11 protein-coding genes and 1 pseudogene are annotated in these 14,854 nt (G+C 49.8%); all 12 read right to left on the bottom strand.

The genetic code is table 11. From position 1 onward, the window contains the following. Positions 1 to 78: 78 nt before the first annotated feature. Positions 79 to 987, bottom strand: a pseudogene (gene asrC / locus EDC14_RS24410) (sulfite reductase subunit C); the annotation flags it as partial. 152 nt (positions 988 to 1,139) lie between these two features. Beyond that, positions 1,140 to 1,865 (bottom strand): pyruvate formate-lyase-activating protein, encoded by a 726-nt coding sequence (gene pflA, locus EDC14_RS24400; protein ID WP_132017389.1) that lies wholly within the window; start codon positions 1,863 to 1,865, stop codon positions 1,140 to 1,142. Between the two features lie 71 nt (positions 1,866 to 1,936). Continuing rightward, positions 1,937 to 4,156 carry a formate C-acetyltransferase gene (gene pflB / locus EDC14_RS24395; RefSeq protein ID WP_132017387.1) on the bottom strand — a complete coding sequence of 740 codons (2,220 nt, stop codon included), beginning with the start codon at positions 4,154 to 4,156 and terminating at the stop codon, positions 1,937 to 1,939. 369 nt (positions 4,157 to 4,525) lie between these two features. Further along, positions 4,526 to 5,263: a DUF438 domain-containing protein gene (locus tag EDC14_RS24390; RefSeq protein WP_165908292.1), complete on the bottom strand. Its 738-nt coding sequence runs from the start codon at positions 5,261 to 5,263 to the stop codon at positions 4,526 to 4,528. A 51-nt stretch (positions 5,264 to 5,314) separates the two neighbouring features. Beyond that, the gene (ric, locus tag EDC14_RS24385; RefSeq protein ID WP_132017383.1) at positions 5,315 to 6,001 is read right to left on the bottom strand and encodes an iron-sulfur cluster repair di-iron protein; all 687 of its coding nucleotides are present in this window, start codon (positions 5,999 to 6,001) and stop codon (positions 5,315 to 5,317) included. A 27-nt stretch (positions 6,002 to 6,028) separates the two neighbouring features. Continuing rightward, entirely contained in the window at positions 6,029 to 7,228 is a 1,200-nt protein-coding gene (locus EDC14_RS24380) for an anaerobic nitric oxide reductase flavorubredoxin (protein WP_132017381.1), read from the bottom strand. A 408-nt stretch (positions 7,229 to 7,636) separates the two neighbouring features. Beyond that, the gene (locus tag EDC14_RS24375; protein ID WP_132017379.1) at positions 7,637 to 8,398 is read right to left on the bottom strand and encodes a sugar isomerase domain-containing protein; all 762 of its coding nucleotides are present in this window, start codon (positions 8,396 to 8,398) and stop codon (positions 7,637 to 7,639) included. Positions 8,399 to 8,413: 15 nt separating this feature from the next. Continuing rightward, positions 8,414 to 9,664, bottom strand: coding sequence for an alkaline ceramidase (locus tag EDC14_RS24370; RefSeq protein ID WP_132017377.1), 1,251 nt, complete (start codon positions 9,662 to 9,664; stop codon positions 8,414 to 8,416). A 68-nt stretch (positions 9,665 to 9,732) separates the two neighbouring features. Next, complete coding sequence (locus EDC14_RS24365; protein WP_132017375.1) at positions 9,733 to 10,971, bottom strand: AGE family epimerase/isomerase; 1,239 nt, start codon at positions 10,969 to 10,971, stop codon at positions 9,733 to 9,735. Next, positions 10,968 to 12,485: a sodium:solute symporter family protein gene (locus EDC14_RS24360; RefSeq protein ID WP_132017373.1), complete on the bottom strand. Its 1,518-nt coding sequence runs from the start codon at positions 12,483 to 12,485 to the stop codon at positions 10,968 to 10,970. The genes EDC14_RS24365 and EDC14_RS24360 overlap by 4 nt, the downstream gene beginning before the upstream one ends. Positions 12,486 to 12,500: 15 nt before the next feature. Next, positions 12,501 to 13,298 (bottom strand): hypothetical protein, encoded by a 798-nt coding sequence (locus tag EDC14_RS24355; RefSeq protein WP_132017371.1) that lies wholly within the window; start codon positions 13,296 to 13,298, stop codon positions 12,501 to 12,503. A 606-nt stretch (positions 13,299 to 13,904) separates the two neighbouring features. Next, positions 13,905 to 14,753: a 6-phosphogluconolactonase gene (locus EDC14_RS24350; protein WP_341540190.1), complete on the bottom strand. Its 849-nt coding sequence runs from the start codon at positions 14,751 to 14,753 to the stop codon at positions 13,905 to 13,907. Positions 14,754 to 14,854 lie beyond the last annotated feature (101 nt).

The following is a 14,854-nucleotide window of genomic DNA, read 5'->3' as shown; positions in this document are numbered from 1 at the left end:
TGATGGTTAAGCCTCAAGAATAGCCTGTTTTAAAAACTGTGAACCAATCACAGTTTTTAAAATATTTCAGACCTTCGCTTATTTCAGAAAGGCGTCTTTCTCGTATTGGAACCCGCTGAAATTTAGATTTTCGGCCACTTTCATCTCGGGCCCCAGTTCGACGGAGCGTAACACCCACTCCTTGAAGACCTGATAACCGGTGCGGTCGATGATATAACCCACATGTTCCTTGGGTAGGGATTTATCGATAAAATGGTCGATATAATCATAAGTGTTTTGGATCACCTTGATAATTACTGTTTCATCAGCCCATTCTAGAAAAGTCTGCGCCAGACGCGGATTTTTTTTGCCGGTCCGGCCCATAATCACCAAACGGTAAAATTTACGAGGGTTCCGGGTCCATGCGCTCATCGGACACTGTAACACACACTCCCCGCAACCCAGGCAACGGCGCTCATCTCGTTTCACCTTGCCATGATGGAGGGTCAATGCGCCGGTCACCCGTTGCCGACAATTCTTTACACAGGCTTCGCAGGAGATGCAACGCGCCGGTTCATATTGGGGTTCGCAAATCCCAATCACTCCAAAATCCTGAAGATGGGCCTTGATGCAATCATTCGGACAACCGGTCACCGCGATTTTTACATGATATTCATTGGGAAAAACAGCACTTTCGATCTTTCGCGCCAGCTCAGTGGTGTTATAGTTGGCAAAGGGGCAGACTCTGTTCCCGATGCAAGCAGAAACATTACGGGTGCCGGCGGCTGGATACCCCAGCTCCGGATGCTCAATGGGGACTCCCCGATCGGTTTCTAAGCCTCGAATCAGTGAAGCCAATACCTGATTCACTTCATCCATTTTTTCAAAAGGAATGCCCGGAATCTCGAATCCCTGCCGGATGGTAATGTGAATGGTGCCGTCACCGTATTTTTCAGCGATTTCTTTGATGACATCCAAATACTTGACCTCTAAGGCCCCGCCGGGAACTATAGCTTCTCAAACCGGAATATAACGACCGCGAAGTAATCCATGTCGTAATAGAGCCGCAATCCAATCCGCATCTTTGACATCGATTTTCCGTCCAGGAACTGCTTTGATATGTTATGCATTTACAACTTATTCCTACATTGAAACCTATCTCATTGAACATTCAAATTGTATTTCGTAAAAAGCTCCCGAATCCGCTGAATCGATTCTACCGTTGGCTCGGGGGTGTTTTTTAACTCATAATTTAATCCAAGTTGTTCCCATTTATATTCCCCCAGCTTATGAAAAGGGAGAATTTCAACCCGTTTCACCACGGAATATTGAGCAATCCAGCCCGCCAGCCGCTCCAAATCCTGCAAATCATCGGTAAGCCCCGGAACTACCACGTGGCGTATCCAAACTTCCTTCCCGGTCTGCTGGCAATAGTCCAGCAATCGCAGGGCATTTTCGTTGCCTTGTCCGGTGAGCGCCCGGCATTTGGCATCATCAATGTGTTTGATATCCAGCAAGATCAGCTGCGCCGCATCAATCGCCGGGCGGGCCCGTTCCAGGGGGATGGCTCCGCCGGTATCGATGGCAGTATGCAAACCTTGGGCCGTACAGCGTCGTAAAACTTCCGCGGCAAACTCCGCCTGCATTAGCGGTTCGCCCCCGGTAAGAGTAACTCCCCCGTTTTTAATGAAATTCTTATATTTAAGAATATCGAGTACGAGCTCTTCGGCGGTATACGATGTTCCCATTCCGGCCTTGCATTGCCAAGTATCGGGGTTATGACAGAATTTACAACGCAAAGGGCAACCTTGTAAGAATACCACATAGCGCAGTCCGGGGCCGTCCACGGTACCACCGGTTTCAACGGAGTGTACATAACCTTTCATGAGAACACCTCCTTGCTATTTTTAAAAGAATAAGGAGGGCAGTTCAGTCTTTAGCAGAACTGCCTCCGCCTTTAAAAGCGCTCATGGAACGTCCGGTTGATTACATCCAGTTGTTGCTCCCGATTGAGCTTAATGAAGTTTACCGCATAACCGGAAACCCGGATCGTCAATTGCGGATATTTCTCAGGATGATCCATCGCATCGAGCAATACCTCTCGGTTTAAGACATTGACATTAATATGATGCCCACCGGCGCTGAAGTAACCGTCCATTAAATTATCGAGATTGGTGTATCGTTCGGCATCGGTCTTGCCTAAAGCGCCCGGGACAATCGAGAACGTATAGGAGATCCCGTCCTCACTGGAGTCATAAGGAAGCTTGGCTACCGAGGCCATCGATGCCAGACATCCTTTGGTATCCCGTTTATGCATTGGATTGGCGCCTGGGGCAAACGGTTCGCCCTTTTTCCGCCCATCCGGTGTGCTACCGGTCTTTTTGCCATAAACCACATTGGAAGTAATGGTCAGGATAGAGAGGGTCGGTTTGCTATGCCGATAGGTCTTATGCTTGCTTAATTTATTCATGAAATTTTTCACCAATTCCACCGCAATCTCGTCAACGGCCGGGTCGTTATTACCGAACTTCGGATAATCCCCTTCAATCTCATAATCGGTGACTAAACCCTGCTCGTTACGGATTGCTTTGACCCGGGCATATTTGATGGCGGAGAGGGAGTCCACTGCTACCGATAATCCGGCGATCCCGCAGGCGGAGGTGCGTAGAATCTCCTCGTCATGCAGGGCCATCTGAATCCGTTCATAGCAGTACTTATCGTGCATGTAATGAATGATATTTAAAGTATTGATATAAAGTTTGGCTAACCACTCCATCATCTGGTCAAAATGCTCCGATACTTCTTGATAATCGAGATATTCGCTGGTGAGCGGCGCTAAAGCCGGTCCGACTTGCTCGTTGTAAATTTCATCCTTGCCGCCATTGATGGCATAGAGCAAGGCTTTGGCTAGGTTGGCCCGAGCCCCGAAGAACTGCATCTGTTTCCCAATCCGCATCGCCGATACGCAACAGGCGATGCCATAGTCGTCGCCGAACTTCTCCCGCATTAAGTCGTCATTCTCGTATTGAATTGAGGAGGTCGCCACCGACATTTTCGCGCAATACTGTTTAAAATGTTCCGGCAGGCGCGGTGACCAAAGGACCGTCATATTGGGTTCCGGCGCCGGTCCCAAGTTGGTCAGGGTGTGTAAAAACCGGTAAGTCATCCGGGTTACCATATGGCGGCCATCGGTTCCAATTCCACCCAACGATTCCGTTACCCAAGTGGGGTCGCCGGAGAAGAGTTCATCATAGGAAGGTGTCCGTAGGAAGCGGACCATCCGTAGTTTAATCACAAAGTGGTCAACCAGCTCCTGAATTTGGGCTTCGGTGTACCGGCCTTCCTGAAGGTCGCGTTCAGCGTAAATATCTAAAAAGGTGGAGACCCGGCCCAGACTCATTGCGGCGCCGTTCTGTTCCTTAATTGCAGCCAAATATCCGAAGTAAAGCCATTGAATGGCCTCTTGGGTATCCCGAGCAGGCTGGCTGATATCGAAACCGTAACTTGCCGCCATCTGCTTTACCTCTTCCAAGGCCCGGATCTGTTCGCTCAGTTCCTCCCGTTGCTGAATCACCTGAGAGTCCATAATGTCAAAGACATAATTGGACTTGGCCGCTTTTTTCTGGGCAATCAGATAATCAACACCATAGAGGGGTACCCGGCGGTAGTCACCGATGATTCGCCCCCGGCCGTATGCGTCGGGCAAACCAGTAATAATCCCAGTATGACGGGCTTTTTTCATTTCATCGGTGTATGCATCAAAGACGCCGTCATTATGCGTCTTGCGGTATTTAAAAACATTTTCAATCTTCGGATTCATGGTCCGGGCATAAGTCTTCAAGGAGGTTTGAACCATCCGTATTCCGCCAAAGGGCATGATCGCCCGTTTCAGCGGCACATCCGTCTGAAGCCCGACAATCGCTTCCAGTTCTTTATCAATATATCCCGGCTGATGGGACGTGATCGTCGAAACGGTATCGGGATCGATATCCATAATTCCGCCTCGACGCCGCTCTTCGTCCATTATGGTTTTAACTTTGGCCCATAATTCTTCGGTAGTTTTGGTCGGTTCCGCCAAAAAACTCTCGTCGCCATCATATGGGGTATAATTGGTTTGAATAAAATCCCGGACATTAATCTCATGACTCCATTTCCCTACGTTAAACTTGTTACTCATATCTTAACCCCATCCTTTCATAAATAATTTGTTCTGTCTCCGGAGACAACGGAGGCCTCACCGGTTGGCGAAAACCTTTTATTACTTTGATCCTACCATGTTTTAAAACTCAATTTGTTATAAGCTAGAAAATGTTTGATTGCAAATTAATTAATATTGTTATATGTTTATAATGGAAAATAAATGTGAAATCAAAGCGGCTTTGCATTCCATTCTTCATATGAAAAACTCTATTCATCGAAAACTTTGGTGCTTTATAAATCTAAATATCTACTCAAAAACAGGCTTTTTGTTTATTTACAACGAAACTTCCAATGGAAAAATAAATTTTAACTATCTAAGGAGAGCGTTCTCCTATACTTAGCCCTATTAGTGCTTAGGAGTAAATGAACAATACCCAATCTGGTCACTTTTTTGTTTGATCATTTCCCAAATTTCCTGGCGTTTTAATTCTTGAAAAGCTGAAGGATACAAAATAGAGTTTTCCTTAATAATGTGTTCTTTGAGTACCCGGGTTATAAAAGAGGCCAAGTCCAGTAGTTGGGCTTTGGATTCTGGATTCGTCAATGGTTTAGTTTCGTGTACTAAAGCGTATAGTTCTTTCTTTTTAGCTCGTAATTCATCATGCTCCATCCGCATAATCCGAGTTGGTCCAGTAATCCCTTGGTTCTCTAAGGCTGGAAACAAGGCATCTTCTTCTCTTGCATGATGTTTTTCTGCTTCCACCAACGATTTTGCTACATCGCGAAGAAGTTTTACATCAGGATCGTCTTCCGTGATATGCGCCTTTTCTGTTACTCTTTTTGAAACTTCTTCTAATTTATCGAGAAAACCTAAAATAATATCGTGCTCTCCAAAAAGTGTATGAAGTGGATGCCCAGGAGTTAATTTTTTCTTTAATTCCTCGGCTTCCATTTGGATCAATTCTAGATGAACATCACATAATTTTCGAAGTTCATCCGGTTTGGTCCCTTCTTCAATTAACTTTTGTTCGGCAAGGGATAAGTCCAAAGGATTAACACTGGCCAAAATCTCTTTTGCCTTTGAAGCCGGTATGGTTCCTTCATTAATTTCTTGTAAGGTTTTTGCTAATTCATGAACATTCATATCCTTTTTCTCTCCTTTAATCATCGGATTTTTATTAGGTATAGCCCCATATTATGCTACCGGACGTTTTAGTAAGATATTGTTTTCCAAATGAATGTGTTGAAATAAATCCGTTTCAAGCTCTTCCAATTTTTGAAAAGTCAAGCGGTAGGTCGCGCATGCATCTGCTGGCGGCCGATAATCAGCGGTAATTTGCCGAAGTTCTTTCAATATCTTCCCGGCTAATTCGTGTTCTTCCTCGGTTTCAGCAATATAACGGTACACCAAGCTTGAAATTTCAGAATTTTTTTCGATTCCTTTCATTAAGGGAAAAAGAATTTCTTCTTCTTTAATCAGATGTTGCTCCAAATCGGTTTTTAAACGGTGGAACAATGAATGAACTTTAAACAGGGTATCCCCGTGGTTGCGGCAGTGGACCCGAAGAATCTTCGTTGTGAGTTCGCTTAGTTCCGGGAGGATTTGATTGAGAAAATGATGATGGGTCCTTACGATATAATCAACCAACTCCGAATTGCTCATTTCCCTAAAATCGCGCGATTCGCTTTTCTGATCCGACCCAATCGCCTCCAATCGGTTCAAGATTTCGTCGGGATCCAATTGTTGTTCATGAATGGCTTCAGCCAACGGCCGGTTTCCGCCACAACAGAAATCGATGCGGTATTTTTTGAATATATCCATTGCCCGAGGTTCTTGGGCAACGATATCTCCGATTTTTTGATTTAGATTAAATCGCGTCATAACCATTGCTCCTCTTTCTTATGAGGTTTATTCCAAATTTTTAAGCTTTCCAACCAATCCGCCGCCGTATGCCACCGCTTGCTCCCGGGCCGCCGCGTCGGGATTCCAGAATACTTTCAATCCCTCATCCATTAATTCAAAACCCGCTTTGGTTAGCCCGTCATTGATCATGGCGACCGCTTCGCCGCTCCAGCCTTGACAGCCGAAAGCGGCGGCTTTTTTCTTTTTAAACCCCAAACCGCGGATTTCTTCCAACAATCCGGCCACCGAATGCATAATGCCCCGGTTAATCGTCGGCGAACCGACGAGAATCGCTTTCGAGCGAAAGACATCGGTGATGATGTCGTTTTTATCGAATTTGGCCGAGTTATGGATTTTGATCGTCACCGCGGGATCGGCCCTTTCAATTCCTCGGGCAATGCATTCCGCCACAATCCGGGTGCCATCCCACATGGTGTCGTAAATGATGGTGATTTGGTTTTCCTGATAGTCCGCCGCCCATTCCTGGTACTTCTGGACGATTTGCAGCGGGTTATCCCGCCAAACCACGCCGTGGCTGGTACAGATCATGTCCAACGGCAATTGCAGGCCGACAAATTCTTTAATTTTCTTGGTTACCAGCGGGTTGAACGGCGTCAGGATATTGGCGTAATACTTGATGCTTTCCGCCCATAGTTCCGCTTGATCCACCCGGTCGTTAAATAATAATTCGGTCGCGTAATGCTGTCCAAAGGCATCGTTGCTAAAGAGGATGTTCTCTCCGGTCAAATAACAGAACATGCTGTCCGGCCAGTGGAGCATCGGCGCTTCGACGAAGATCAATTCCTTTTGGCCGAGACGGACCGTATCGCCGGTTTTGACGGGATGAAAATTCCAGTCCTGATGGTAATGGCCTTTCAAGGACTTTACCCCGTTCGCCGTACAATAAATGGGAACATCCGGAATTCTGCGCAGCAGTTCCGGCAGCGCGCCGCTATGATCGGGTTCGGCATGGTTGGCGATGATCAGATCGATCCGGTTTAAATCAATCTCCGCAGCCAGATTGGTGACAAATTCCTTGGCGTAAGGGCTCCAGACCGTATCGATCAATGCGACTTTGTCTTCCAACAGCAAATAGGAGTTATAGGTGGAACCGCGATGGGTGGAGTACTCCATCCCATGAAAGGTTTTGAGTTCCCAATCGGTTTTTCCGACCCAATAGACGTTGCTTTTTACCTGCTTTTTCATGGAATCTCTCCTAAAAACTTCGTAATGAATTTGGAGTCAAAACCGACTAATCGTTTCTTTGTCTTATTATCACGCATTCTAATTTTTAAATCGGTAACCTAAGTTACCTAACTGGACTGTATTGTTTCCAAGAATAAACTAAAAATCGCAGGAAAAATAAAGCCTGAGATTAAAGACTGTTAAGGCATTTGATGGGGGGAAGCGGGAATGAAAGACACCATGAAGGCGGGTTAACCACTGGTTTTTTAAAAGGAGGGCTGTATCCGAAGCAACGGTTTGTGGACGTAAAAAGAGGATTAACCGAAGATATCATAGGAGGTAGGCGATTAGTTCGCCTACCGTCCTCTCACACCACCGTACGTGCCGTTCGGCATACGGCGATTCGGAGATACTTTGAATCACCAGGTTTTACAGACAGCGGATCTTGTCTCGGAAGCCCTGCATGAACCGGTTGTTCCAATCGTCGCCGCCCGGGGCGTTTCCGCTCATCCAAACCGGCGGCTTCACGCCTTCGTTGTTTAAAATATTGATCGTCTCAATGACCATGCAATTGAGCACATAGGCATTGGCGAAGGTGCTGAGCGCGCCAATCTTCTGCTCGAATCCGGGCAGCTCGATCACGGCGTCGCCGACCTTGACCTTGCAGTCGACCGTATAATCGGCGATCTCGTGCAGGTTTTGCTTGGAGGGATGGCGGGCGGGATGCTCCTTGGGGCAGTTATTGGCATGTTCGTGCGAGCTCACGCCGATGACGACAGCACCGTTCTCCTTGGCCTGCAGCGCGGCGTCGATGGTCGCGGAATTGATGCCGTAGGCGTTAACCACGATTAGCAGATCGCCCCGGCCGATGCGGTAGTCATTGACCACGATCCGCCCATAACCGGGAAGCCGTTCGGCCTGCATGGATTTGAGAGCACCCGCGCTGAGCATGGTATCCTGATTGAGCATGGCACTGACGTGCATCAGACCGCCGGCCCGGAAAAAGATCTCCATGGCTGCCAGGTTGGAGTGGCCGCCCGGCCCGAAAATGTAAATCAGTCGGTCTTTTTTGATCTGCTCCGCCATGACGTGGGCGGCGGCCAGGATCCGCTCTTTCTCGTGATCATGGATGTCCTGAATGATTCCGAAAACTTCTTTCCGGTAAAGATCCATTACACTGCCTTCCTGCATGATAAAACCCTCCTTCTATTCTGCGGCGGCAATTCTCATTGCCCCGTGGATAATCTGCTCAATTTCCGGTTTATAGGTACCGGCGAGCGCAAAGTAAAGCGCTGACTCAACCGGTTCATAACCGCCCTGTTCGATCTGTTCCGCCGTGCTCAGATAGCCGATCATGCCATTGGTGTATGCGATGCAGACGGCGTGCGGATCGGCCGAACGGGCGAATGCGGCGTAATATTGGGAGACTTCTGCGTTAAATGTATAAAAACGCAGGCGGTCGCCATAATCAATCCAAGAAAGTTCAAGCTGTTCGCTGGGACGGTTGTTTTTGGCCAGCACGGCCCGGGCCCATTCCAGTTCCACGCCCTCCCGGGTGCGGGCGCGCTGCTCCAGCTCGGGCAGAGGCAGCACTCCCTCCAGCGGCAGTTCTACCAGTTGCCTCTTCGCGCACAAATGTGGTATAATGGCGTCGGCTTTCCGGGCGAGTAGATTGCTGCACGCCTGAAAAAAATCCCCGGCAAATACCAGCACCTTCTTATAGTCGGCAGGGACAAAACTCTGTCCGAGCACGCTGTTGGGGCGGAGATCCGCCGTACATCCCTGCAAAAAAATAGATACGCTGCCCGGGAACGCCTCGTCAAGCAGGCGCAGCGCCACGCCGGGATAATCCGGCTGCACGGCGTTTTCGTTGGAAAGGTTGGCGTGGCAGGGATAGTGAACCATGGCGGCCTTCAGGCTTCCGTCCGGGCGCCGAAACGCCGCGATGGTGAGTGTGCGGTCAGTGGAGACCTGATAGTTGGGCCTCATCTGGATTTTTCCGTCTTCCATCACCCGGCGGAAAACGTTCAGCGCGGCGCTGCCGTCGTGTCGGCGCGCCTCAACCTGTTCCATATCCTTGGCCGCAAGCGCCACCCCTTCGAGCACGCGTTCTTGCAGGAACCGTGCGTAAGTATGATCGTAGGTTTCCAGCGACGGGGTGAAAAGATTGCAAGTCGGCGGGCCGGAATGGTTGTGCGAGGCCACGAAGAAGATACGTTCCGGAGCGATGTCATAGGCGCCGGATATTTTTTGGCGTGCTTCCGCGACAAAATCCGAACCCCACCACAACAGGTCGGCGTAAATGAACAGCAGGGTTTCCCGTTCATGTCGGTGGAGCTGGATACGGAGAAAAAGGTCCTCTTTCACCTGCTCAAAGGTAGCGGTGCGGGTCGCATAGCCGCACAGCCGGACCGGGGTTTGCGGTGTGATAGCCAATTTGGCGGTTCCAAGCTGCATGAAGAATGCCTCCGTTTCAGCCTGTTTGGGCGCCGCCGCGTGTTGCAGCACGCAACGGCGCGTCATCTTTATTGGTACAGTTCGACGATTTTGATAAAATTACGCAGAATGTGGAACGGATCCTTGACCGGGAGCGCCACCAGTTTTTCCTCGGGAGCGCCGTCTCGCTTGCGGATCTGGATCCACTCCCCCAGTTCCTGGTTGGGAAAGGTTGAGAAAACGTACGCGCTGGCTTTTTTGTAGCGGTCCAGCAGATCCTGTTCGCCGGAAAGCTCATACAGGTACAGGAATACGTACAAGGTCTCAGAATGGGGCCACCAGAGTTTCATGTCCCAGGTATCCTGAATCAGGCGCTCAAAATCACTGTCGCCCGGCTCGCCCTGGGGCTTGCCTCCCTCTCTGTCCACAAAGCGCAGCAGCCCGCCGTACTCTTGATCCCAGCCGATATCGAACGCATTGCGCGCCAGTTCCAAAATACGTGGCAGGTATTTGGGCAAATCGCCGTAATCCTTGAGAAACTCGGCGCAGAACCACATATCCTCAAGCGTGTGTCCGGGATTGACATGACGGTCGAGCAGACGCTTTTCGTAATTTTCGGCGGTGGAGACATGCTCGCGGATGTAGCCGCCGCGGTAAAAATCCTCCAGGATGCTGCGGACCTTTTCAAGCCCGTAGTCAATCTCCGCTTCGCAACTCATTCCGAAACGCTCGCGCATTTTAATATACTCATAAACCGTGTTGACCATGATCATCGGAATCGAGTGCACCCGGTAGCCTTCGGGAATCGGATACGGTTCGGTTAGGAATTCCTCCCGTTCAATGCGCCCGGTGATGCTCCGGTATAACGCTTCCACCGCCGGCAGGTTCTCCGTGAGCCCGGTGGTTTTGGTATATTGGGCCATGCCGATCAGCGCAAAGCAATCGGCAAAGATGCTCGCGTCATACCGTCCGGTTTTCTGATCTTTGATCTTGTTGCCGTCACGGTCCAGCAGATAGCAGCAGAGATTGTCGCCGTAGATCGAATGCCGGGTCAGAAAACGGTAGATGCCCTGCATCTGCCGGAGAAGATCCGCATTGTCCAAATGCGAGAAGATCTGGTTTTTGTTCAATTCGTACAGGCGGCCCAGCACCCACAGGTAACGCCCCTGCGACCAGGTGAACTTGTTGTCGCTGAGTTTCTGAGCGCCGTAATTGTTGATGCAGTTGAGAATTCCGTCCTTCTCATAATCGAAGAAGCGATTCCAATAGGGAACGAAATCGTCCTGAATCCGCCCAACATATTCGGCTAAAAGCTGTTGCCTGTTCATTTAGTGCTCCCCAATTTGATCATGAGCTCCTGAACCTGAGGTGCCACCTCCATTTTGGCGATATACCGGTTGTAAAGCCCGACCAGGCAAAAGATTACAAATGAAGTGAGCAGCGGGGCAATCAAAGCCAGATCCGTTTCCAGTTGCAGGCCCATCTTTGTGAGGGCGAATACAGCCAGCCCGCCGATCATGGAAGCGATCGCCGCTTTGCTGTCACAATACTTGAAGCTGGGAAGCAGGCCGAACAGCAGCGGGATCGCGGTGGGTCCGAGCAGGGCCGCAAACCAGGTCAGGATGATGCCGGTAACGCCGCCGAACTGTTCGCGCATCAGGCCGATGATCACGGTTCCAACTGTGAAGGCAATGGTGGTGGTGCGCGCCAGCTTAAGCGATTCGCTTGCACCCAGATTGCTCAGGGAAGGCTTGATCTTGGGCAGGATATCGCGGGTGATAACCGCGGAAATGGTGTTCATGTCCGAGTTGCACATAGACATAGTCTGAGCGAACATGGCCGCAAGCACCAGGCCCACCAGCCCGACCGGAAGAAACTTGCCCGCCAGGCTCGCGTACAGGGAAGCTTCCGCCTGCGTCTGGGTCCAGCCCGGAAAGATGATCGGCCCGCACCACATCGGGAAGAACAGGACCAGCGGCCAGATTAAGTACAGCAGGGAGGAAAGGAACGCGGCCTTTCTCGCCTGGCGGTCATCCTGAGTGGAGATGAAACGGGCCGCAAGGTTCCAGGTGCCGCCGTTATAGCTGAAGAAGATAACGAAGAAATAAAGCAGCGTCCATGACAGAGAGCCCTGGCCGCGTCCGGCGTTAAACATGGTGACATTGGTCTGGGGCAAGGCGTTGAACATGGTCGTCAGCGATAGACCGTATTCGCCCAAATGGTTCAGGACTGAGAAAAAGAGTATCAGCCCCGCTAGGAGATTCACGGCGAACTGTACCAAGTCGGTGAGCAGATCGGCGATCAGTCCTCCGATGGAAACATAGATCATCGAAGCCAGGCTGCCGATGATGATGCCAAGCCAGATGGGGAGTCCGGTAAAGCCGTGCAGCAGAATGCCCAGCGAAGCCCATTTCGCGCCGACGTCCAAAAGCTTTACCACGACGCCTGATATCGCGACGATCTGCTGTGAAGCCGCGTTATAGCGTATCTGTAGGTATTCCGTAGGGGACTGGATGCCCAACGCGCGCCGGAGTCGGGGCCATCGGGGAGCCAGCGTAACGGCGCCGAGCGCTGTCGCGAGCGCAATGTTGACCGCCCACCAGAAATAGATCGACGTGCCTTGCATATACGCGATGCCGGCGTAACCTACAAACACGACACCGGAGTACCCGGATACATGATGGGAAACACCCGAGAGCCACCACGGTATTTTGCCGCCTCCGACATAAAAGTCTTCCGAACTTTTGATCGAACGCTTGGACCAGATGCCGATGCCGATGATGATTAGAAAGAATAATGACAGGGTTACATAATCCATTCCTTCCATTTGCCCTACATTCATTCGTACAGTCTCCTCTCATCTTGATTTTTTGATTTTTTCCAGCTGTTTGAGGCGCAGACTTGTGTAGTAATGGTTGAAAGCGCCCTGCTTTTTGTTTTCATTCCCCCCTTCCAGCTTTTCCACGCTGATGATATATTGTTTGACGTCAGCCACGGCAAAGAGAGACGTCAAAAACAAATCCAGTTGATAATCCCTGACGGAAAGGCTTTTATTCCATAGAAACAGGTGCAGCCCCAATAAAACCGTAAATAAAAACGGCATCGCGAATTGCACCCAAAACGGGCCCAGATAATCCGAAAGAGGGATTTTAAAAGCAAATACGCTTAGTGCGGCGATTGCCAGCGCAAATAAAGGCAGCAAAAGATGGAGGATGGCGGTAGCCTGATGCTTTCTGCGGTAACGCTCGATTTCGCGCATGACGGCGATCTGCATGAAGCGCTTGCCCTTTTCTTGTAGCAGCCGGGGGTTGATCACCACCTTGGGCGGGCTGTCCACGAACGAGAACGGCGAGAGGAACTCCGCGATGCGTAGCACGAAATCATATTGGCACAGCGCGTTGCTGGAATAAACCTCAACGTCCGGATCTCCGGGCAGTTCAAGCGTTTCTCGTTTCAATTCCCCGTATTCCACGAGGGGACGGGGCAAAAAGCATACCTTTCTGATCAGCGGTTTCAGCAGCAAAGCCGTTACGACGAAAATGGCGGCGCACCCCCATACGGAAGGCCAGGCAATCTTGATGCCCAGCGCGGCAATTACTGTCAGCGGAAGGACGATGCCAAACAGATAAAAAACATTCGAACTTTTCCACTTCATCCTTTTCCCCTCTCTTCCGTCCCACGCCGTGTTTCCTGATTTCGTCGCTTAAAGCTTAGAGGCGCGGCTTTATCAATATACATCATACATCCGGCATCCCTGGCGGATGCGCAGGATGCTTGCCGCATTTGTCACTGATCTCACCGGTATAGCGCGGCGGCCTTGCGTTCGCCCGGGACGATGCAAAAACAGGTGCTTCGCGCTGGATCAGGACTGATTCTTTAGGTCGCTTCATTGATAACAGCAATGTCACCAATTCCAACCAGGCTCATTTTTTCCGCCGCAGAATAGGCTTTCAGCATTTTCGTTCCAAAAACTCCTTCCACGGATAATTCTAACCCGCTGTGCCATTAAAGTCGTTTCTGCTTTGTAAGACTTTTAGTTTTTGAAAATGCTCATTCTTTCTTTTTTGTTTTAAAAAAGTTATTTCTTTGATTTCATCAATGGAAAATTTCATCGGATTCGGGCTTATGGTTTCCTGAAAATTCTGATCCGGAAGTGCAAAAGTTAGCTGCTCCGAACCATACGGACCATACGGGATTGAAATTGTGGTGATATTTACATTCTTCTTTATAAACTACCTTTTCGAGTTTGCCAGCCAGCGTATTAATTAGCGCCGTTGCCCGCCGAATCGAAATCCACATATAAGCAGGCGTGATGATGTTGGCGTAAGATCGAGGCCGGACATTGGGTAGAAATCGCTTCGTGGATGGTCCGCGCCACAGCATCTCGCTTAGTCGGCCCTGGAACCATGCAATACAAATATCGGGCCGAGAATAACGCCGGTATGGTCAGGGTCAGCGCGTGGGTTGGAACAGCGGATAAAGTTTCAAAGCAACCGTCATGAACCTGTTGAATCCGGCATCGCTCCTCAAGCTCAACCAGTTTAACAAGTTCCGGATCGTCAAATTTGGCAACCGGCGGATCGTTGAAGGCGATGTGGCCATTTTCTCCAATGCCCATAAAAACCAGATCAATCGACGCCGTTTTTAAAAGCCGGGAATAACGTTCACATTCGTCATGGCTCTCCGAAATAACCTCGGCGGCCGGGACTTTCTGCGTCAACGGCGAATTGGGGCTGAGTAAAAAAAGAACTTCTCCCAGAGGAACCCTGGTAAAGATGTGCTCTTTAAGATAGCTTGAAAACCGGCGCGCATCATTATCGGGCAAGCCAAGATAGTCATCCATATGAAAGGCGACGACCCTCGTCCAGTCGATTCCTTCCGCCTTGCACAGAGCATCCAAAAATTCGTTTTGTGACGGAGCCGCAGCGAAAATGATCCGGAGCTGCGATTGCTTGGCCAAAAGTTCCCGCATCTTGGCAGCCGCGTCAGACGCCGCGGCTTGGCCCAACTCCAAGCGGTTTCTGAAAACTTTCACCTTGAGCTGATCGATTGTGAATTGCTTACATTCCTTACTGCTGTTCATAGCTGGTTTCCTTTCATCGAATTTCAAAATCTCAATTAGGGTTCGCTGAACAGGGGAAAACGCCCTCAAAAAGCCGATTCAGCGAACCCCCCAAGTTCCATGAGCAAGCCCAAAACGGACCTTGAAAA

Source organism: Hydrogenispora ethanolica (assembly GCF_004340685.1).
GTDB classification, from domain to species: Bacteria; Bacillota; UBA4882; order UBA8346; family UBA8346; genus Hydrogenispora; species Hydrogenispora ethanolica.
This window is presented reverse-complemented; position numbering and strand designations above follow the sequence as displayed.